Annotated in this window: 19 protein-coding genes and 1 pseudogene; 5 read left to right on the forward strand and 15 right to left on the reverse strand. The window is 36.6% G+C overall.

Annotation, left to right across the window (positions count from 1 at the left end; genetic code table 11):
* The first annotated feature begins 148 nt into the window (after positions 1-148).
* The 4 genes from SOI84_RS02720 to SOI84_RS02735 all read left to right on the forward strand — a co-directional run bounded on the left by SOI84_RS02720 (position 149) and on the right by SOI84_RS02735 (position 2,040).
* The gene (locus tag SOI84_RS02720) at positions 149-514 is read left to right on the forward strand and encodes a hypothetical protein (protein ID WP_320674881.1); all 366 of its coding nucleotides are present in this window, start codon (positions 149-151) and stop codon (positions 512-514) included.
* 76 nt (positions 515-590) lie between these two features.
* On the forward strand, positions 591-830 hold the full coding sequence (locus SOI84_RS02725; RefSeq protein WP_320674882.1) for a hypothetical protein: 240 nt from the start codon (positions 591-593) through the stop codon (positions 828-830).
* A gap of 558 nt (positions 831-1,388) precedes the next feature.
* Positions 1,389-1,838 (forward strand): hypothetical protein, encoded by a 450-nt coding sequence (locus tag SOI84_RS02730; RefSeq protein ID WP_320674883.1) that lies wholly within the window; start codon positions 1,389-1,391, stop codon positions 1,836-1,838.
* A gap of 34 nt (positions 1,839-1,872) precedes the next feature.
* Positions 1,873-2,040 carry a hypothetical protein gene (locus tag SOI84_RS02735; RefSeq protein WP_320674884.1) on the forward strand — a complete coding sequence of 56 codons (168 nt, stop codon included), beginning with the start codon at positions 1,873-1,875 and terminating at the stop codon, positions 2,038-2,040.
* Between the two features lie 95 nt (positions 2,041-2,135).
* On the opposite strand, the gene SOI84_RS02740 is transcribed toward SOI84_RS02735, so the two are convergent.
* The 7 genes from SOI84_RS02740 to SOI84_RS02770 all read right to left on the reverse strand — a co-directional run bounded on the left by SOI84_RS02740 (position 2,136) and on the right by SOI84_RS02770 (position 8,591).
* The gene (locus SOI84_RS02740; protein ID WP_320674885.1) at positions 2,136-3,230 is read right to left on the reverse strand and encodes a hypothetical protein; all 1,095 of its coding nucleotides are present in this window, start codon (positions 3,228-3,230) and stop codon (positions 2,136-2,138) included.
* 142 nt (positions 3,231-3,372) lie between these two features.
* Positions 3,373-4,446, reverse strand: coding sequence for an AAA family ATPase (locus tag SOI84_RS02745; protein WP_320674886.1), 1,074 nt, complete (start codon positions 4,444-4,446; stop codon positions 3,373-3,375).
* An 82-nt stretch (positions 4,447-4,528) separates the two neighbouring features.
* A complete protein-coding gene (locus tag SOI84_RS02750) occupies positions 4,529-4,786 on the reverse strand; it encodes a hypothetical protein (protein WP_320674887.1) in 258 nt (85 codons plus the stop codon).
* Entirely contained in the window at positions 4,786-5,250 is a 465-nt protein-coding gene (locus SOI84_RS02755; protein WP_320674888.1) for a hypothetical protein, read from the reverse strand. The genes SOI84_RS02750 and SOI84_RS02755 overlap by 1 nt, the downstream gene beginning before the upstream one ends.
* A 96-nt stretch (positions 5,251-5,346) precedes the next feature.
* Complete coding sequence (locus tag SOI84_RS02760; RefSeq protein WP_320674890.1) at positions 5,347-6,330, reverse strand: hypothetical protein; 984 nt, start codon at positions 6,328-6,330, stop codon at positions 5,347-5,349.
* A gap of 69 nt (positions 6,331-6,399) precedes the next feature.
* Positions 6,400-7,572 (reverse strand): DUF2201 family putative metallopeptidase, encoded by a 1,173-nt coding sequence (locus tag SOI84_RS02765; protein ID WP_320674891.1) that lies wholly within the window; start codon positions 7,570-7,572, stop codon positions 6,400-6,402.
* Positions 7,569-8,591 carry a MoxR family ATPase gene (locus tag SOI84_RS02770; protein WP_320674892.1) on the reverse strand — a complete coding sequence of 341 codons (1,023 nt, stop codon included), beginning with the start codon at positions 8,589-8,591 and terminating at the stop codon, positions 7,569-7,571. The genes SOI84_RS02765 and SOI84_RS02770 overlap by 4 nt, the downstream gene beginning before the upstream one ends.
* A gap of 145 nt (positions 8,592-8,736) precedes the next feature.
* Here SOI84_RS02770 and SOI84_RS02775 point away from each other — a divergent pair, with 145 nt between their 5' ends.
* Positions 8,737-11,505, forward strand: a complete 2,769-nt coding sequence (locus SOI84_RS02775) for a CHAT domain-containing tetratricopeptide repeat protein (RefSeq protein ID WP_320674893.1) — start codon at positions 8,737-8,739, stop codon at positions 11,503-11,505.
* Between the two features lie 38 nt (positions 11,506-11,543).
* Here the strand turns inward: SOI84_RS02775 and SOI84_RS02780 are convergent, their stop codons facing one another.
* The 8 genes and pseudogenes from SOI84_RS02780 to SOI84_RS02815 all read right to left on the reverse strand — a co-directional run.
* Entirely contained in the window at positions 11,544-12,224 is a 681-nt protein-coding gene (locus SOI84_RS02780) for a hypothetical protein (protein WP_320674894.1), read from the reverse strand.
* Entirely contained in the window at positions 12,221-13,426 is a 1,206-nt protein-coding gene (locus SOI84_RS02785; protein WP_320674895.1) for a hypothetical protein, read from the reverse strand. Before SOI84_RS02785 ends, SOI84_RS02780 begins: the two co-directional genes overlap by 4 nt.
* Positions 13,423-14,712, reverse strand: a complete 1,290-nt coding sequence (locus tag SOI84_RS02790) for a hypothetical protein (protein WP_320674896.1) — start codon at positions 14,710-14,712, stop codon at positions 13,423-13,425. Before SOI84_RS02790 ends, SOI84_RS02785 begins: the two co-directional genes overlap by 4 nt.
* A gap of 108 nt (positions 14,713-14,820) precedes the next feature.
* The gene (locus tag SOI84_RS02795) at positions 14,821-15,093 is read right to left on the reverse strand and encodes a hypothetical protein (RefSeq protein WP_320674897.1); all 273 of its coding nucleotides are present in this window, start codon (positions 15,091-15,093) and stop codon (positions 14,821-14,823) included.
* Positions 15,094-15,221: 128 nt separating this feature from the next.
* On the reverse strand, positions 15,222-15,602 hold the full coding sequence (locus SOI84_RS02800; protein ID WP_320674898.1) for a cell division protein SepF: 381 nt from the start codon (positions 15,600-15,602) through the stop codon (positions 15,222-15,224).
* A gap of 78 nt (positions 15,603-15,680) precedes the next feature.
* On the reverse strand, positions 15,681-17,540 hold the full coding sequence (locus SOI84_RS02805; RefSeq protein WP_320674899.1) for a tetratricopeptide repeat protein: 1,860 nt from the start codon (positions 17,538-17,540) through the stop codon (positions 15,681-15,683).
* Between the two features lie 101 nt (positions 17,541-17,641).
* Positions 17,642-17,887, reverse strand: coding sequence for a hypothetical protein (locus SOI84_RS02810; protein ID WP_320674900.1), 246 nt, complete (start codon positions 17,885-17,887; stop codon positions 17,642-17,644).
* Between the two features lie 134 nt (positions 17,888-18,021).
* Positions 18,022-18,900: pseudogene (locus tag SOI84_RS02815) on the reverse strand (replicative DNA helicase); the annotation flags it as partial.
* Positions 18,901-19,026 lie beyond the last annotated feature (126 nt).

Genomic DNA, 19,026 nt, shown 5'->3' on the forward strand with positions numbered 1-19,026 from the left:
TCGTGCAAACTCTTAATTCGGTCCAATGGATCGGCACGTCTCAATGTGCTTTCGCATTGGGAATACATCCACTCACCCTGCTTCAGAAAAGAAAGGAAGGATATTTTGAACAAGGTGTTCACTACTACAAATCAGGGATAACGAAGACTTGCAAATATCTTTGGAATCTCGAAGAAGTAGAAAAGGTCTTTGCCAATTGGGCAGCTCCAACTCTCATGAATTAACTGCCCTCTCATTCGCCATTCTTGATTGCAACGCTGTCCCTACGCGCGCGCGGGGATATTTACCAGATGTACCATCTAGGGGACTTTCCTCTCCACCACTGGGTTTTGGGGTGGTACAGGTGGGGGGGGTACAGGTTCGTTTATGCCAGAGGGGGTACAACTTGGCTCTGTACCAGGGGGTTGTACCCCCCTTATTTCCGCTCCACCACTATCTTTTCCTAGGGTGGTACACCTATCTACAACCTCTCCACGCGCGTAAGTCGCTGGAACGTCAGCTAATGGATTCGTAAAACTGAGTTAATTCATTAATGTCATTTATCGCCATTTTGAAGACTGTTTAATCTCTCAGGAAACAAATTTACTTAGATGAATTACACACTTCGATTGGAACGTCTACGAGCCAAAGTTGCAAAGCTTTCAGTTGCTCAACATCCCCCCATCCTCAGGTTTGTTAAAGACAATGCAGCAGAGGCCCAACCGAATCCAGATGACCTCACAGAATGGGATTTAGTAATTAACGTCAAGGGCAAAATAAATGAACCCCTTCAAGCTCTTGTGGGACGGGTTAAACAGGGCACGCATGAAGGTGGCCCGCAGTGTTCTTGATGCACTTGTACCGCTAATAGAAAATGATTCGAGCAAGGAAGATTCTTCCAAGAAAGAGAAGTAGCAAAATAGTTTGGCGGCCCTCTTTAATAGGGATATGAACTTTCCAACTTTTCTAGCCACTACTACACAAGCAAATGTGTTGTATGCCGTAGCCGCTGTGGGCTTCCTGGTGGGAAGTTGGTTTTTAGGCAAAGCTATAACAGTAATGACGAAAGGGAATAACCCGCTGGTGTGGCGAGGCATGAAAAAGCAGGACGAACCCAAATGAGTCCATCCCTGCTCATAAGAATTAGTGTTGTAGATACGTTGGTTTTAATTGGGATAGCGGTTTATTTGATTAAGCGAAAGCTATAGCAGCTGTTTTAGCTGTCTTGGTAAGAAGGGGGAAGGGTAAGAGATTCTTGGGATTGGGATCAGCGTCCAGGGAACCTGTATCTAGCTCTCAATATTTTCGTCAATGATTTCTAATGTGCTACACCCCGCAAGATTTCAAGCCTCAGCTTATGATTAGCGGCCATATTGAGCTCATAAAAGTATTCCTAGATTGATGAATTGATGACAATTACAAACCACGGAAAACGTGAGAGTCGAGGTCGTCCACCCATAGAAGAAATCCCATTGCCTCCTGATGTTCAAAGGGCATTAACTCTCAGGAGTGGTGGTGCGTCTTGGAAGGATGCAGCGGCCGCAGTGGATATGGACTACAGAACATTGAGGCGATATGTGAGAGCACATCCAGACAGTCTGCAATTCCTCGAAGAGCAAACTAAAGATCACCTCGATCAAAGTCATTCAGTTTTGATTGCCAATGCCCCCGCAGTGGCAGAGCGTCTACTCCAAATTGCCTTAGATCCCAATACCAAAAACTATGCCGCTGTCAGTGCTTGTCAGGCAGTGTTTGCCATCATCGATAAGAGTGTCACTGACAGGGAGAATGCAGAACAACTACGGGCTATTAGAGAGTCTTTGAATGCACTTGAGGGCGGCAGCGTTATTGATGTTTAGGACTCATTAACATTGAAGAGACAGCTCTCCTCAAATGGATACACTTGACCCATTAAGCCAAGTTACTGGAGGGAATGCCCCTTCCCCGCTGCTGTTAATCATGGAATTAATGGAGCGTTTTTGTTGGTGCGTTGATCACTTCCCTAATGAGAGAAGAACAGAGCAGGGCTGGTTTAAAGAGAGTAAGGAAGACGATGAATGATCTTTGCTTCAATTGAGCTTTGATTCAGTCAAAGGCATCAAGACAAGTTTGGTTTGAGGAAGAAGAAATCGTTATTTGAGAGTTTGGGATGCTTTTTATAGATGATTGGTCTCTAAAAGGTCAGAGGCCGTTATGGCATACCAAGCTTGAAATGCTTGATGATCTAGATCATCATCGGTATAGCCGAGTCTGGCTCCAAAATGCATTACTAGATAGTCATATAGCCTTATAAAAAAGTTTGGAATAATTCTGATTGCTTGATATTGATCAACCCCAATATCATCTAGTATACAAAGTGTATTCGAAACTAATTGTCCATAGACAAAAGCTAGGGGAGTTGTTTTTAATTTGTCTATCATTCCACCCCAATGTATAAAGAGCATTAAATGAGTTGACAGCCAAAGAAATCTCGTATCCCAATCATATTGGATAATTGTCTCAGGTAAACAGCTCATATCTATCTTTGTGTCTCTATAAGCCTCTTCATAGGCATCTGACCAATTATTAATTTTATCTATTAAATCATTAGAGATCACCTCTTGATTCAATAGTTCTGAGTGAGATTTAACAAAACTGGGTTGTTTCGTTATGTATGATTCGTAATTAAACTGTTTATTTTTCTTTGTCCTTGCAGAAAACATACCTTCTATCGATTGCTCCCAATATTTCACCCAGCATTCATTTAAACCAAATGGATGTTCTTCACCTATAGGATTAATTTGATTCAATAAAAAGATAAGGTGGTCATACAATAGCTGGCTCTTGCCTTTTATTATGGCTTCTAAATCAATATTAAATTGGTTCGTCAAGCTTCTTTCAAAATAAAGAAGCATTGCATAATGAGAGCAAAGATTAAGGTCATTGACATTACCATTATACTTTTCTTTTAATGAGAGTAAATAATGATTACTACAATTACGTGTAAACATATAACAATGAATCTCATTGTTATCAGAGTCTTTACTATTACCGAGGACCTGTAGATCCCGATGATCATCTACAAACATTAATTGGTTGTATCCTTTTAGAATATCAATAACTATTTGACCAGTTAATCTAGGGAATTTCCCTTCAGAGTCTTTAGATATATCTTCACCTGACTTTAGTTGATTAAAACGATAAAGCATTATTTTCTTTGAAACATCATTAAAGATTCCTTCAGCATATTCATTAAATTTAGAATTAGACACTTTAGCTTTATGTTGTTGTCTGTATGTAGTTCTAGAGTGTCTTAACTGATTCCATAAAATCTATTACTACATTAATAGTTGTTATTTATTGAGAATATAAACTAATTTTTGGTTAATTCAAAATATTGCAATCATAGATATACTAAAGATTAGTTAGCTCTATTTCCGAAAGATGGAAATCTTGAGAGGTTAATCTCATAAGTTCTTCTTTACTTCTTGAAACTTTTTGCATTAACCTAAATGCTTGTTTTTTGATGGCAAGGTCTAAAAGGTTACGCATAGATCTTGCATTACCATTATTCTCTTTTTTGTTTGCCATATGTATCTTTATAATTTGATCTATTATAGGTTTAGAATCTTTACTAAGTATATAACCACTTTGGAATGCTTTTTTAATCAGGATTTTTAAAAGTTCATCTTCTGTATAGTTAGGGAAGGATATATAAGTACTAAATCGACTCTTTAAGCCTGGATTACTTTTTAGAAAGCTCTCCATTAAATTTGGATACCCAGCAACTATTACTATAAGATCATCTCGAAAATCTTCCATGAACTTAAGCAATATTTCAATAGCTTCTTCACCATAAGGGTCTGACTGGTTATCTCCCCAGCTTTTTGAAAGGCTATACGCTTCATCGATGAAAAGGACACCACCGGATGCTCTCTCAAGAAGCTTATAGGTTTTGTGTGTAGTTTGACCTATATATCGGCCAATCAGTTTGTTTCGATCTACTTCTACAAAATGCCCTTTGGATAAAACGCTTAGTGATTTATATAGTTTACCTATAATTCTTGCAACAGTTGTCTTTCCTGTTCCAGGAGGACCCTGAAAAACCATATGCCTAGAGTTACTATCATTGGAGAGTCCATGAAATCTCCGTTCTTGTATGATCTTAGTTAAAGAAATGATTTCGTGTACTTCTTTTTTTATAGAAGATAAACCTATTAGATTTTCTAATTCATTAAGGCTTTGTTCTAATAATGGCTGTGCTATTACGTATTCAGTACCATCGGTATTTGATTCATTTTGATTAGATATAAGCAAACCATTAGCTGTTAAAAGATTATTATAAAATGTAGTAAAGTCAGGGACGGCATTCCCATATCTATCGTATTTAATATAACCACAAGACCTAACAATATTAGCTTTAGATGTTTTCCCAAACTCAATAAACTTGTTAATCAACTCTTGTCCAACCAAGCATGATTGTTGCATTAGATTCCTATGAGCTATTTGTTATTAGTTCTGAGTTTGAAAACCTGATTCCAAAAGCTCGACTTTAATCTTGTGCTTTTAGTCAGTCATCACCACAAAGGTGTAATAGGACCTCAATCTGTCTTCTTTGCACTTGGATTGTTTCCAATATGCCATTAAGAACAGAGATTTGATCCAAGAGCTCAGATATCCTATCTGCTCTCTCCACATCTAAATCCCATCGCCACAGCCCCTCCCAATGCGATTGGAGCTCTTTTAATTCTAATTCTAACTCATACAATGTTGCTTGGGTTTGATTCTCAGAAACTTTAAGTTCAGTTAGTTCATCATAATAATTCATTAAATAGGAGATAGGTTTAGTTCTAACTGTTTGAATTTATATTTTCTTGAGATGCTTTTTTCTCTATAGTTTAAAGCAGCTTCTGTTACAAGTTCCTCGAAGCAATGATGGAGAAAGTGTATATAGCTAAAGCTAAATTCTTCAGAGGGTTGGATGAACTTTTCTGCAGAAAGAGTTAGATCATTAGAGCCATCGGGATTAGTATATTCATCGTAGTTAACTTTTAATTGTGGAAGATTTCTATTTAAAAAAGAAACTAATTCATCAATCTCTTGCTTAGTAAAATTTCTTGCTGGAATATAAGAAGAAAATTTCAAAACAGATTTCTTTAGATCTACCCAAACGCTCGAAATGGCATCCTTCATTACTAAGCACATGTCATCATCGACAATCTCAGATTGAATTTGTGGGGACGACTCAAAAATACAATGAATCGTTGCTGCATTTAAATCTTTCAATAACATGGCTTTAAGTCTGCATAAGAGGCGTATGTACATTTCCTTATAGTTCTTGAATTGTTAGTCCGATTCCAAACTTTATAGCTTGATCTCTGTCAATCTTTAAGAAATAATTGAGCAAGTTCCATTATTATGATAATCAATAAAATAATGAACTTTGCTGATATCTCCACCAAGCCAAGCATTAGAATGATATTTGGTATCCAAAAAATAATCGTTTTCTCTCCTTCTATAGAAATAACTATGACGTCTCTGTGTAAATCTTATCGTTGCATAGTCTAGGGAATCATTAAATATTGTCTTATATAAAGCAACTATTTCGCTGGCATCTTCTATTGGTATATATTCATATTTAAAAGGTAGTTCCCATAGATTTGGATGTAATATAAAGTCTTCAAATATATCGAATGAGGCAAAACAACCACCCATAAGTTTATATATTTCAATTAGATTTGGTCTTCTTCTATGTTTCTCTGAAAATGATATTGAACAACTGATTAGTTTTTCGATCTTGAACCGAAAGATTGGTTTGACAATATTTAGGTACTCTTCCCAACTTATTGCTTGAATAATAGACCCTACAATTGTCCCGAAGGCATATTTAGAGAAAGTATTGATCTTATCAGTATTAAAATTTGAGCATGACAACTTCATTGATCTATCGAATTTATTAATACTTCTGTCCCTAAAATAGCTTTTAAAGCCTAAAATTGCACGCTCGAGTCCGATCATACCTTCTTGCATTAAGTTTATTCTACTTTCCTTGTTATCTTTAGTATAATAAAGCGCTATTTTCTCAACCAAATAAATATGATTATCCAGCAGAAACTTTTTTAAATTCAACATCTTTTTATAATGTTTTTGAAAATTTTTAACTCCAAATGCTTCCGTTATAAAATCTATATTGATATCATCAGAACCTTCTAATTTAAGCAAAAGTAAACTTGTATATATCTCAGAAACTTCTTTTAAGGAAGGGTATAGATTCCTTCTGAATTTAATATCTTCTATTAATTCTAATATTGTTGATAATTCTATTACATCCTTTTCTCCAATGATTTCTTTGTTTGCTTTAAGTATTTCCATTGATTTTCTTTATTGCAATTAATTTTTTTTAGTTCTGATTCCAAAAAACGATTCCAAATCAAAAGTTTCTTATAAAGGCAGTCTGCAAACTTCCCCAAATGGGACTTCCTCACTATCCAAGCCACCAGCATTAATGATCCATAGAACTGGTAGCTCAGGAGTTTTCTCTGGGTAATATCCCCACCCATCAGTTAGATAGACACAAACTGCTTGTTTTTCATTTGGAAAGTCTTTCTCTATTGCTTGAAAAAAAGGGATAAAATTTGTTCCACCGCCACCTTTGGGCTTAGGAACTTTTTCTATGGATTCCAACTTATAGGGCCCATAACAATCGTGATCGGCATACCAAAGGTGACACTCAAGATGTGTATAGCCTGAAAGAATACCTTTGAGCTCACCAAGGAATTGACTGAGTTCCTCTTTACCAATTGACCCACTTGTATCAATACAACAAAAGACCATTACCTTCTCACCTTCAAGCTGTTCCAGGTAGAGACCTCTATACAAAAAACGTCTATCAAATCCACTGAAGTCTGTAGGTGTACGAATTAAGTGCCTAGACAACCGAGTCTTCCAATCAATCTGTGGTTTTGATACCTCATCTAAATGTCTAGTAAAACTTGTAGGTAATCTGTGCCTTTCGTCGGCATCAATCAAAGTTAATGATTCTTGGATTGCTCCAGTCCAATATTCCTTGATCTCCGATTGCGCCTCTAGGTCCTCTAAATCATCCTCGGTATAAGAAGTCTCTATATCCTTTGAAGGATCTAACAAGTCTGAAAGTAATCGATTTTGTTTGTCTTCAAGAGATTTGGGATCTTTCAAGAGGATGGTATAAATTTCTTCAACACTTAAATGCTCTAACTGCTCATCACATATTGCATCCTTAGGCAGCTCGACATTCGATTCCTTAGCAACCATTCCGTTAACAACTATATCTGCAGCTATGTTGAAAATCTTTTGATCTCTAACTCCTCGCCTCATTGGATGTAGCAAGGCTGCATGTAATAGCTCATGTAAGAACACAGCATCTCTTTCTTCTTTGGGCAGATTCCCATACCTCTCAGGATGAAAAAAAATTACCCTGCCATTGGTTGCTGCAACATTTACTTTTCTTGTGAAAATAGCTTTTGCATATAGTGCAAGAGCCGCAAAGAAGGGCGAATATCTACGCAATCTCAGTCTTGAAGCAACAATTAAATCTTCAAGTTGCTTTGCCTTAGAACTATTGTTGATGATCATGTGGATAGAATTTCTTCGTATTGCTTGATGTACATTCCAATTGATTCGTCATTCACAAGAACACCGGCAAGATCTACTAACTTCTTACGCTTCTTGAATTGATTAATAACATCGGTTGCATAAAGTTGAATCCACTCTGACGTGGTTTTGTGAATCAACCAATGAAAAGCTTCTTTCACCTGCAAAGGTGTTTTGGAGCGAGAAGTTAGACCAGTAGCAGTTGCCCAACGTCTAGACACCTCTTTAGGGAAGGCAATCTTTTCTCCTTTGCCATTTAAAATTGCATTGAGATCAGGAAGCTTCTTATAAATTTTTAGGTAAGTCTTAAATTCTGATGCTGCTGCATCTCCTATTGCAGGGTTAACAGGAAGACTTGCCTTGAACAAGCTGCTAGCCATTTCCCATGTTCTTGGAGATGGCCAGGCTGACTCTTCATATTGAAGTTGATGCAATAACTTTGGGCGATACCCTAAAAACGCGATGACCTCTTCTGAGAAGTTGTGTTCTAAGGCATATTTTCGAAAGCACTCGAAATTAACTTCAACACATAGATGTAGAAACCTATTAGCAAGGGGAGCAGGCATATCGAATACAGAAGCATGGTCTTCTTTTCGATTGCCTGCTGCAAAGATAAACCAACCATCAGGAAGCTTATAACTACCTACTTGTCGATCAAGAATTAATTGCTGAGCAACACCTTGCATGGCAGGTGGAGCCATGTTGAGCTCATCCAGAAAAAGAATACCTTTCCCTTTTGTTGGTAAGAACTCAGGCGGATACCATTTGGATATACCAAGCTCGTTGTCGGTTGATGGGGCTTCTGGCACTGGAAGACCCCTTAGATCTGTAGGAGCTAGCTGACTTAAGCGAATGTCGATGAACCCCATCTTTGCTTGGCGTGCAACTGAAGCAACAATTGAAGACTTCCCAATTCCTGGAGCCCCCCAGATCATTGTGCTGATAGGTATTGAATTTTGAATTAACTTGGTGAGATAGTCGATTAATTCACTAGGAGACATTGCTGTGCCAGCACATATTTATCTAAACCGATGTAGTTCCATCTTTCGTAAAGTGATTCCAGTACAAAAGAAAAAGAATTTATTGCTTTACAACGGTATTTTCGAACAAGACAACTTCATAGGCTTTTCAATAGCCTAAAAATAGATGAGAAAGCAATTCATAACAGCAACTATATTTCTAATCGTCACTTCCGCGGCTTTATTTTCCGGACGCTTTTTTAGATTAGTTTTGGATAATTATGCCAGATTAAGTTCTTCAGAAGAAAGCTCATTACAATCTACAGATAAGTCTTATCAAGCACTCTTACCACTTTTAGAAAAGGCAAAAAATGCAAAAAACAATGAAGAGGCTCTTCAGATCTTTTATCAAATTCTTTCCAAAATTGAAAGTCTAGATACAACGTCTAAACAAAAAAGTATTTATGCAGCTGCTACATTAGAAAAGATTGGAGAATATCACAAAGCATTAGGGGATTTTGTTCTTGCAGAAAAGTCATACAGACAAGCTTTAGATCTTGAAAGAGATCTATATGGAAAGAATTCTCCCGAGCTAATAACTAATTATATTGACTTGTCAGCACTATATAAATCAGCTAATCAATACGATTTAGCAATTGCTTCAAATCTAATTGCACTGGAGATTATGTACAAATATTGGGGAAAGGAAGGTCCACTGACTTATAAAGTAACTAAAGATTTAGCAGAACTTCTTGAAATCAAGGGAGATTTAGCTCAGGCTGAGAAGTTCTATGCTATTGCATTGAATGGGCTAAATAAACTAGATAAAAAGGATTTAGATAAAGTTGAGGAGTCTATCCTTGATAAAATTGAATATGGGCTTTCTAAAATATATATCCAACAAGGAAAATTTCAAACTGCAGAGGTGACATTGAAGGATTTATTAGAACAACTAAATCCAGAGCATAAAGAAAGAAATACAGTTTTAAGGACTTTATCTACAGCTCTAACTCTTCAAGGAAAAGATCAAGAAGCGGAAGAAATTTTGCTTAGACTTTTGAAGTCAAGTCAAGAAACCTTAGGAAATGATCACCCTGCAACATTACTGAATCTTGCCACTTTAGCTGGGCACTACGATAGTCTTGAACTATTTGCAAAAGCACTTCCTTATTACAAACAACTACTAAAATATGATCTTTCTACCTTAGAAGATTATCTTCAACCCAGCTTATTAAATAATCTGGGATATAATTTTCTAGCCAATGGTTTATACTCGCCTGCTGAAAAAGCATTTCAGAGCTCGATAAAACTAAATGATATCTTGCATGGTAAAGAGAATAAAAATAACATTAAACCAATTAATAGTTTGGCTTTATTATATAAACTACAAGACAAAGAAGTTGATGCAATTGATTTTGCAAATAAAGGAATTAAAATTTTATTTAAATTCATTCAATCCGAATCCCAAAATCTTTCCACTTCAGAACGTCAAAGTTTTCTAGTTTCTTACGCAGGTCCATATATGATGCCATTTGGTTGGGCATTAGATGCTAAGTCTTATAATGAAATTGCTTTATTCTCACGCTTAAATCATTATGGATTGTTGCAAGAATTGGAGAATAGACAGTCTAAATTAGAGAAGTTAAGTGACGAAGATATCCAATTAAAAAAAGACATCTCACTAATAACTAATCAGATTACATCTCCTAATCTTTTAGCGAAGGAACGTAGAGAGTTAGAGATAAAAAGAATCGCTCTAGAGAAAATATTATATACCTCACTTCCAGAATTAGAGCCAAGAATAGTGGAGGTAAAACAGATCGCACAAGTCTTACCCAAAAATGCTGTATTAATTGAATTTCAGAAATATGATATTCGCTGGAAAAACCCATTTAAGGAACTTGAATCAAAAGAGGGGTATTTATCTTTAATACTTAAACCAGACGGTAATATTGATTTGGTGGATCTAGGACCAGCATCCGCTATAGAAAGTAAAATCAATGAAGCTTTATTTGCTACAACACAAGGAAAGGATTCCGAATATGTTCTTTGGGATGAAGTTACTGATCTTGTTATTAAACCCCTTCAAGATGCAATAGCAGGCAGTCAGAGGTTATTTATTACCGCAGATGCAGATCTGAACAAAATTCCATTTGCTCTCTTGAGTTCTGTAAATGGTGAAGGATTCTTAGGTGATGATCTAAAAATTCATCCTTTATCTACCGGAAGAGAATTGCTAAATCTCAATAAAATATCAGAATTAACAAATAATCAATCACTTGTACTTGCAAATCCCAATTTTGGTAAAAAGGTTAGATATAAAATTACTCAACTTGAGCAGACGCAAAAAGAAGGAGAAATAGTTGCTAATTTACTAAAAGCCAAATTATTAGTGAGCGAGGACGCTACAGAATCTGTTATTCAAAATTTGAAGCAACCACCTAAAGTTCTTCATATAGCTAGTCATGCCTATTATGATTCACCACTATTTAGTAAATACAACAATCCATTACTAAGGAGTGGGATTGTTTTAGCTGGTGTAAACCAACTTGATGTTAAGAGTAGGCATGATGGCTTCCTAAATGCGTTAGAAGTCTCAACCCTAGATTGGAATGGAATTGAGCTTGTAACGATCTCTGGATGTGAATCTGGTCGAGGTGATTTCCGTTTTGGAGAAGGAGTATATGGTCTAAAACGATCTATCGCAGTTGCAGGAGCTCGATCCAGTCTATTGTCATTATGGGAAGTTGATGATGAGGCAACTTCAGTATTTATGCAAACTTTTTACAAGAGGTTGAGTAATGGAGCCAGTAAGGCAGATGCCTTAGCTTTAACACAAAGAGACTTTAGAGATGGGCGAATTACAAGTTCTAATCCAATAATATTTGACTGGAAAAAACCATACTATTGGGCAGCATTTCAACTTAGTGGTGATTGGAGGCCTATTAATAAATAAATATTGTTTAAAAATAGATTTTATCAAATTAAGCTCTATCAAGTCGCTCCCCAAACAACACTTGTAAATACAACGAGGAATAGACTTACCCAAGCTAATACTTGAGAGCCTCTAGCTGAGGCTAAATCTTCAATTAATAGTGTCTTAGATTGTGGAAGATATTTTTCAAACGGAAACTCAATCTTAAAAAGTTCTTTAGCAGCTCCATATCTTGAATTAAGTCTTGGATATTTGCTGCGGGCCCAGTTGTTAGAGACCGTATGACCAGGAGTAAAGAGCCCAGTAAAAAACATAATTCCCAATCCAAAGCCACTTATCCAACTAATACTTCCTGAGAGTATTGCCCACCCTATAAGGCCTAAAATAAAGAATGGGTTTGCGAACAAGAAATAATGGACAGGTATCAATTTGGAAATCATCTCTTTATTAACTATCGTCATTAAAAATCCGAGCAATAAAGATATATAGATCGAAGTGAAGACCGGCTTAATACCTACTGGATATATAGAAAATAATAGGAAGGAAAGAATAAAGGTAACCGTAGGAAGGGTATACCATATCTCACAAATATTTTTTTGCTTGTCATCTAAATAAGGATTGTAAGGGGAGTAAAGCTGTGACTCTGTATATGCTCTGACATCTAATGCTTCTTTCTTTATCCCTCCTTTAGGAAGTGCCATTCCTGTCTCATCAACGTTGTATTTAGGGAAATTAATCATTCCGAACAGGTGTTGATATTCGAAAGCTTTTGCTTGCCAAAATTAAGAGTTTTTATTTTTGGAGCATCTTCTGAGAATAATAAAGCCAAAGCTAGATTGCTATCTTGCTTTAATTTTCGGTTAATAGTCTTTACCCATAATGACTCATTCTTTCCAAGAGATGAAATTATCGGTGTAATTTTTAGTAGAGACTGTTTAGTAGTTAACCTCAACTTCAGATTTACTTGCTCGCCAATAGAAGTGCCTTTTGGTCTGAGCCTTAAAGAATATTCTTGACCACTTTCAATTGGTTCAATAGGCCATGAGATAGGTGCCTGAATACTTTTTCCTGGCGAGGCAATTTCACTCCAAGCAATTTGTCCATTTCTAAAAATACTTATTTCACTTAAAGGGGTTAGGGAGAAAATCAATGGCTGATCAATAGAGATTTCTGCTGTTGGTTCCGCTTTGCTTTCGGTGTCTGAGATGGCAGGTGATAACAAACAAATTGCTTGTTGAGTTGAGGACAAGGCTGATCTTGAAGAGGAGACTTTGATTGAGTTAATAGGTAACGAGGCCAAATTTAGTGAAAGTCTTGGCCTGAAAATCTCCGGCCCAACTATTAATGCTCCTCCCAAAAGTGCAGCTATTGAAAGGGTAGCTTTAATCTTTTTAGAGATTTCTGACCCTAATAACGAAGATTCTTGGTTAACTGCTAAACCGTTTTGCGAAATAGCACTGAGCTCGAGGAATCGAACAAATCTCAGCAGTCGATCAACACCTCCTGAAAACTTCTCGATCGGAATCGTGATGTTCTGTTTCTCGGTTATTGAACTTGAGACGAGTGCCACAAACTCTTCTGCTGTAAGAGCTCCAGGAAAGTGCACCACATTATTTTCATCATCAACTTGGGCAATAAGTAGAAGCTGAGGTGCCGATCCTTTTTTAAACCATGGCTTGAGAGGGATAGTGATTTGATCAGATGTAAAGCCTGTAGCTACGACTTGAACAGCAAAATGATTCAGCTTTAAGAGCTGATTAAGATTCTTAGGGCTAAAGCCAGTGTTTAAAGGCAAATCTAAATTTCTAATTTCGAGCGTCTTCTTGAGAGCAGCGATAGCGAGTTCTTTTAGGGTTGCCCCTTCTGCAAGAGGCAATGCCACAGCACCTTCTGGGATAGGAACAGCTTCCATAGGTTGATTATTGGAAGGGCTGTCAATCATTGTTTCAAGGCGGTAGCGACTGATTGCCGCAATAAAGAGACACCACTTTCTTGTTTAGAAGTAGTCAAATAAATAGTCAATTGCTCAATCATGCGATCAAGTCCTACAGGATCGACTCGGATAGAGATGAAATCAGTTCTTCTTATTAGTTCTTCAGCTGATTCTTGGGCAATGATTTCGGCAAGCATTTTTTCTTTGAGCAACTTACTCACCCAACCCTGCTTGTGATCACAACGAAGAGCGATATCTCTTTGTCCTAAGCCTTCGGAGTAAAGCTGCCAGGCTAATTTCCGATTAGGGTCTTTTTCCCATCTAGACCGATCTGAATTGATTTCATGACTGACTGTTTTAAAAGCTGTCCTGGTGAGTGACTGGAGAATTTGGTTTATAAGCTCTTCACTAAATTCTGAGTTTTGATCAGAGCTGGCTTGAGGGATGTCATCTTTGAATTCTTCAACTCCGTAATTGGCCCCTGAAAGATATTTACGAATAGCATCGTCGATTAAAACTAGATTCTTGAGGTCGGTTTGAGTAGGCGTTAACGAGACAAGAAACTTTTTATCTGGTTCCCAGCCAGAATTTCTACCCGTGCGTTTCTTATAAATCTGTTTGGCAATCTTATATTCAACTAAATATGAGGCATGAAGCTTCTCGACTCCTTCTAGTTGCATTGAACCACGACCGTATCTCATCCAAGCCTGAGAAACCCTGGTAGGACTGCTATCTGCAATCAAGGCCCATTTGCTGATTAAAAGCAAGCCGGAATTACGTAAGCAAGACTTCAGTTCAGCATTGGACTGAACTTTGTTTTTTGCCCATGTTGAGAGATTTGATAAGGACGGGTCAAAGCTATAAATAACCTCAGCTCCAAAGGGCCTGATCTTTTTTCCTGGAAATAAGGCAAGAGAGTTCCAACAAAATGGTTTGCGTATGGAATCCAGGCTTTTCTCATCATTGTTTTTTGGGATTCTTAAAAAGTTCTCTCCGCAATCATCAAGAACACAAGCCAAAATTTCCAAGAGATCTAGTTCATACTCATTACGATTGTGATTAAAGATTTGTTTTACCTTGCCTACTATTGGATGACTTACTCGACATCTCAGGCATAGCAGGGCATCTGAAAGATACTCATTGTCTTGACAATGTTGCCAAAGTCTTCTGTCTGTCTCCTCTGACTCAGTCTCTGTATTGGTTTTGAGCGCTAGAGAAGCTCCTTCAAAATTCTTTAGACCAACACCTTGGTTAAAGGAATCAATTATGCATAATTCGGTGTAGAGATTGGCCAATTAACGTTTATCGCCATGATCATTCTATAGAGCCCACCTAAATCAGCTAGTTCTACTCCAAATAGGTTTAACCCTATCGAATCCAATACAGAGATAAAACTTTCTAATTTAGGAACAATCATTATATATGATTTCTATAAGTATTTTCCTTACAATAGCTGAGAAAGGTAGTCGAAGCTTACCTGCCAAGTTAGATATTTTCCTTTCTAATTCAAGCGGCAGAGCAATCCTAATTAGTTTTTCGCAAGAGATATATCGAAAGTCTTCTTCAGGAAAGATAGCGATGTTCATTGCATCTATCTTATCAATCATTAGTTGTGATATTGTCTCATCTAAATTGCATCTATTTCCAGTAAGCGTGTGGAAAGATTCTAATTTCATAATCACATTGTAAGGTAAGACAACATAAAGCAAGGAATAAGAATAATTTTCTGGCAATGGAAATGAATACATGTACAATCAATTCTATTTGACATAATAATTTATTATCAATAGACTGATAAATAAGATTAACTTTTAAAAGTTCTCGATAGATCTGCTGCCAACATAGATTTATTTTGTGGATCTTTTTTCCATGCGGGTTTTGGGCAACTTGCATATGATTTTTTAATAACAACAGAGTTATTTGTGTAAAGTAAAATATTTTCACTTATTTTTCTTGGAACCATTTTATTAGTAAATGTTGCTCCTGAAAGAAAGTCCAAGGTTCTTTGGACTAGATCCGGAGACATCAATGTGAGATTCAATATTAGAGTTTTACCTTCCAGGATTGCATCACCAATTCGTGGGATCTCATCAAAACTTGTCGGTTCCATAAGGCTGATCTGAGGAATTGATGGAGAAGTCTGATGAAACTTCTTTTGGATTGTTCTAATCAAGGGATTAGTCATTTTGTTGAGGTTGGCTTATCTGCTTATAGTTCTGAGGGCCTGAAAGTGATTCCCAAAATCAAGCCCTCTGTTTCTATATTATTTTTTATAGAGTTTGATTGATTGACAAATAGCATCTGACCTTTTCTGATAGCAAGAGCGCTTTTTGTAATACCCCATAGGATTTTCTTTAATCGACATTGAGTAATTATCTATAGCATCATCATATTTGCCGAGCTTAAATAGGCAATCGCCCATCTTTTCATAAATTTCAAATAAGTTGAGGTACTTACTTGAGATATCACTATACGCAGTAATAGCTTGATCATATTTCCCTTTGTCAAAAAGGATATCTCCTTTTCTCTCTAGAATAGAGTCCTTAGCTCTAGGATTAAGCTTTATAGCCTTATTACAAATAATAAGCGCATTATTATTTTGGTCAAACTGACATAAAATATCTATTATTTTCATAATATTCTCAAACTCAGAATTTAGCTTAAGTGATGTTTTTAATTCTTTAAGGGATTTATCTATTATTTGCAAATTTAAATATGAAGCTCCTTTCTTTAGATATTTTTCAGACAAGAATATATTGTAATATGACCAATTAGGTTTCTTCATCTCCAGACCCTTTGAATAGTATTTAACAGCCTTCTTGAACTCACCTAAACAAAAATAATTATCAGCTTTAAGTAGATAGCTGCTTTTAAGCATTCTATTACTTTTAATATTTTTAATCAACTTATTTATAAATTGTATGGACTGACTATATCTCTTTAATTCAAATAATAATCCAGCTCTAGCCCATAAAGCTGATGTATTATTAGGTTTAAAACTCATATATTTTGATAATAATTCAATTGCTAATTCTAATTCATTTTTCTCCCACAATAGTCTGCAAGCTACCCTGTAGCCAACAAGTTTCTTTGGAAAGATTTTCATTAACTTACAACATACATAAAGTCTAACTTCTTCAGGCTGAAAATAGTCAACATCAGGAATAACCTCAAAAGAGGAATCCGTATCTTCCAAGTCAATTGAGTCCATAAAATCAGAAATAGAACCTTCATAATCTCCAAGTTTATATTTGCAAATTCCTCGCCAATAGAAATTCATATCGTCTTCAGAATCCATTTCTATTGCTTTTGTATAAGCATCAATTGCTCCTTTGAAATCTTCATGTTCATCAAGTATATTACCTAAGTATGAATACGTAGACCCATATTTGACTCCTATAGACATTGCCTTGTTAACATCCTCTTTAACAAGATCTTTATTTTTAAGACTTACATGAATGCTTGCTCTATTTATATAGCAAAAATGTTTGTCAGGATTAATATCAACTGCTTTATTGGCATCTGTTAAGGCGCCTGGGTAATCATTTAGGCTAATCAGTAAGCGACTTCTAAATAGATATAAATAAACAGCTCTGTAATCCAATGCAAATTCAATTGCTTTGGTTACATAGTAATAGGCTCTAAGATTATCCCCAGTATGGGATGTACAGATACCTCTAAGGAAATAATCATAATAATAAATTGATCCCATATCAATCACTTCATCAAAAGCCTTTATAGCTCCTTCATAATCATCTAATATATATTTAAAATATCCAATATAACGGTAAAATGTTGCCCAATCATGATGAATTTCAATAGCTTTATTATAATCATTTAGACTCTGTATAAAATCCTCTTTAGCGTATCGACAAACACCTCGCATGCATAATGATCCATAATTTTTAGGATTTAACTCTAATAACTTTGTACAAGCAAGTATTGTCCCATCGTAATCCTTCTCAGATAACTTCGAATACGCTAATGAAACAATAGTCTCCTGATCATTTTTGTTGATATTTAAAGCACGTAGGTAAAATTCTCCTGCCTTTCTATAATTTCTATGCTTATAACTAACATCAGCAATCTTTTGATATAATTGCCAATAATCATTGTCATTCATAACTTTATGATTCCCAGAATTAATAGGGAAAGTTGTCTTCACTTGTTATTACTTAGTTCTGTGCTTCTAAAAGTGATTCCAATGAAATTTTTTTTCCAAAACTAGTGCGCACCTCGAATGCCACTCCAGTCATAGCAAAGAATATCAATCCGTAAATCATCTAAACCTGAGATTGAAGCCAGCTTCTCTCTTGCTTTTGTATCGAGCTTTCCACCCATACGACTTCCCTTCAAAGCACACTGATATTTGATCTCTGCATTACGAGAAATAGGAGCTAATTCAATAGTTATCGCCATGACTCCAAGAGCGATGACTCCAACAAGTGCTCTGAACCATGAATCACGCATTTATATTCTGTCTTTGTAATTTCCAAATCAGTACCTTCACAGAAGGATTGGGATAAGTTGACTTAGTTTGTCAATACTTAGTTCTATGCTTTTCAAGGTGATTCCAATGGAAGGCTTTAACACTATTAGGCGTACTACGCGGCTAAGTTTCTAAATCGTGTGTACTGAGGTTCAAATAGGAGTTTTACAGTTCCGACGGGACCATTGCGATGCTTGCAAATGATTAATTCTGTAATCCCTTTTTCATCTGATTCAGGGTTGTAGTACTCATCTCGATAAAGCATGACCACTATGTCCGCATGACTCTCTAGTGCTGCGGTTTCTCTCAGATCACTGAGCATGGGGCGCTTGTTTTCTCGATATTCAGCGTGTCGATTGAGCTGAGACATCAGAACCACTGGCGCATCAAGGATTTTGGCCATCTCTTTGAGATCCAAGATGATTTTCGACAGTTCTTCATCTCTTGATTCGTTATTCGGCCCATCCATTAATTGGACAAAGTCGATTACCACCAACCCAAGTTCACCATTACCCCATTTTTCCTTGATCTCTTGGCTTTTAGCCAACATCTCGTTGACTGTTATCGAGCCTTTATCGCAGATGAACAGGGGTAGGTCTCCAAGAGATTCAATGCCTTTTCCAAGGATTGGCCATTCATCTTGTTCTAGCCGTCCTGTTCTCAGGCGTCCTGTTTCAATACCGACTTCCATTGAAAGAAAGCGATAGGTCATTTGCTCTTTGCTCATTTCCAAGCTGAAAAAGCAAACAGGCAGCTCATGTAATTGAGCCACATTTTTAGCAATGTTTGTCACCAATGAGGTTTTGCCCATTGCAGGTCTGCCAGCAACGACAACTAAAGAACCTCTTTGCAGACCTTGCGTCATGGCATCGAAGTCGTAGAAATTCACTGGAATTCCTGCAACAGAGGTACCAAGCGAACGACCTTCGATCTCGTTAAAGGTTGTGGTCAGGATGCTTTCGAGAGCAGTCAGTTCGTCTGAATGCTTGAGTTGTTCAGTTCCTTTGAGCTCGAGTGACTTCTTTTTTTTCTTGGCCTTTGCCTTTTTCACCATTGATTTTTTTTGGATAGCTCATCATCTAAACCAGAAAATTTTGAGCTCGCCAGAGGTAGAAAATAC

Origin of the sequence: Prochlorococcus sp. MIT 1341 (genome assembly GCF_034092415.1) — a bacterium.
Lineage (GTDB): Bacteria > Cyanobacteriota > Cyanobacteriia > PCC-6307 > Cyanobiaceae > AG-363-P08.

Bases quoted from the DNA above. Each gene is read 5' to 3' on its own strand.
- SOI84_RS02725 (WP_320674882.1), top strand. From the start codon at position 591: ATGAATTACACACTTCGATTGGAACGTCTACGAGCCAAAGTTGCAAAG.
- SOI84_RS02730 (WP_320674883.1), top strand. From the start codon at position 1,389: ATGACAATTACAAACCACGGAAAACGTGAGAGTCGAGGTCGTCCACCC.
- SOI84_RS02735 (WP_320674884.1), top strand. From the start codon at position 1,873: ATGGATACACTTGACCCATTAAGCCAAGTTACTGGAGGGAATGCCCCT.
- SOI84_RS02745 (WP_320674886.1), bottom strand. From the start codon at position 4,446: ATGCAACAATCATGCTTGGTTGGACAAGAGTTGATTAACAAGTTTATT.
- SOI84_RS02750 (WP_320674887.1), bottom strand. From the start codon at position 4,786: ATGAATTATTATGATGAACTAACTGAACTTAAAGTTTCTGAGAATCAA.
- SOI84_RS02755 (WP_320674888.1), bottom strand. From the start codon at position 5,250: ATGTTATTGAAAGATTTAAATGCAGCAACGATTCATTGTATTTTTGAG.
- SOI84_RS02760 (WP_320674890.1), bottom strand. From the start codon at position 6,330: ATGGAAATACTTAAAGCAAACAAAGAAATCATTGGAGAAAAGGATGTA.
- SOI84_RS02765 (WP_320674891.1), bottom strand. From the start codon at position 7,572: ATGATCATCAACAATAGTTCTAAGGCAAAGCAACTTGAAGATTTAATT.
- SOI84_RS02770 (WP_320674892.1), bottom strand. From the start codon at position 8,591: ATGTCTCCTAGTGAATTAATCGACTATCTCACCAAGTTAATTCAAAAT.
- SOI84_RS02775 (WP_320674893.1), top strand. From the start codon at position 8,737: ATGAGAAAGCAATTCATAACAGCAACTATATTTCTAATCGTCACTTCC.
- SOI84_RS02780 (WP_320674894.1), bottom strand. From the start codon at position 12,224: ATGATTAATTTCCCTAAATACAACGTTGATGAGACAGGAATGGCACTT.
- SOI84_RS02785 (WP_320674895.1), bottom strand. From the start codon at position 13,426: ATGATTGACAGCCCTTCCAATAATCAACCTATGGAAGCTGTTCCTATC.
- SOI84_RS02795 (WP_320674897.1), bottom strand. From the start codon at position 15,093: ATGAAATTAGAATCTTTCCACACGCTTACTGGAAATAGATGCAATTTA.
- SOI84_RS02800 (WP_320674898.1), bottom strand. From the start codon at position 15,602: ATGACTAATCCCTTGATTAGAACAATCCAAAAGAAGTTTCATCAGACT.
- SOI84_RS02805 (WP_320674899.1), bottom strand. From the start codon at position 17,540: ATGAATGACAATGATTATTGGCAATTATATCAAAAGATTGCTGATGTT.
- SOI84_RS02810 (WP_320674900.1), bottom strand. From the start codon at position 17,887: ATGCGTGATTCATGGTTCAGAGCACTTGTTGGAGTCATCGCTCTTGGA.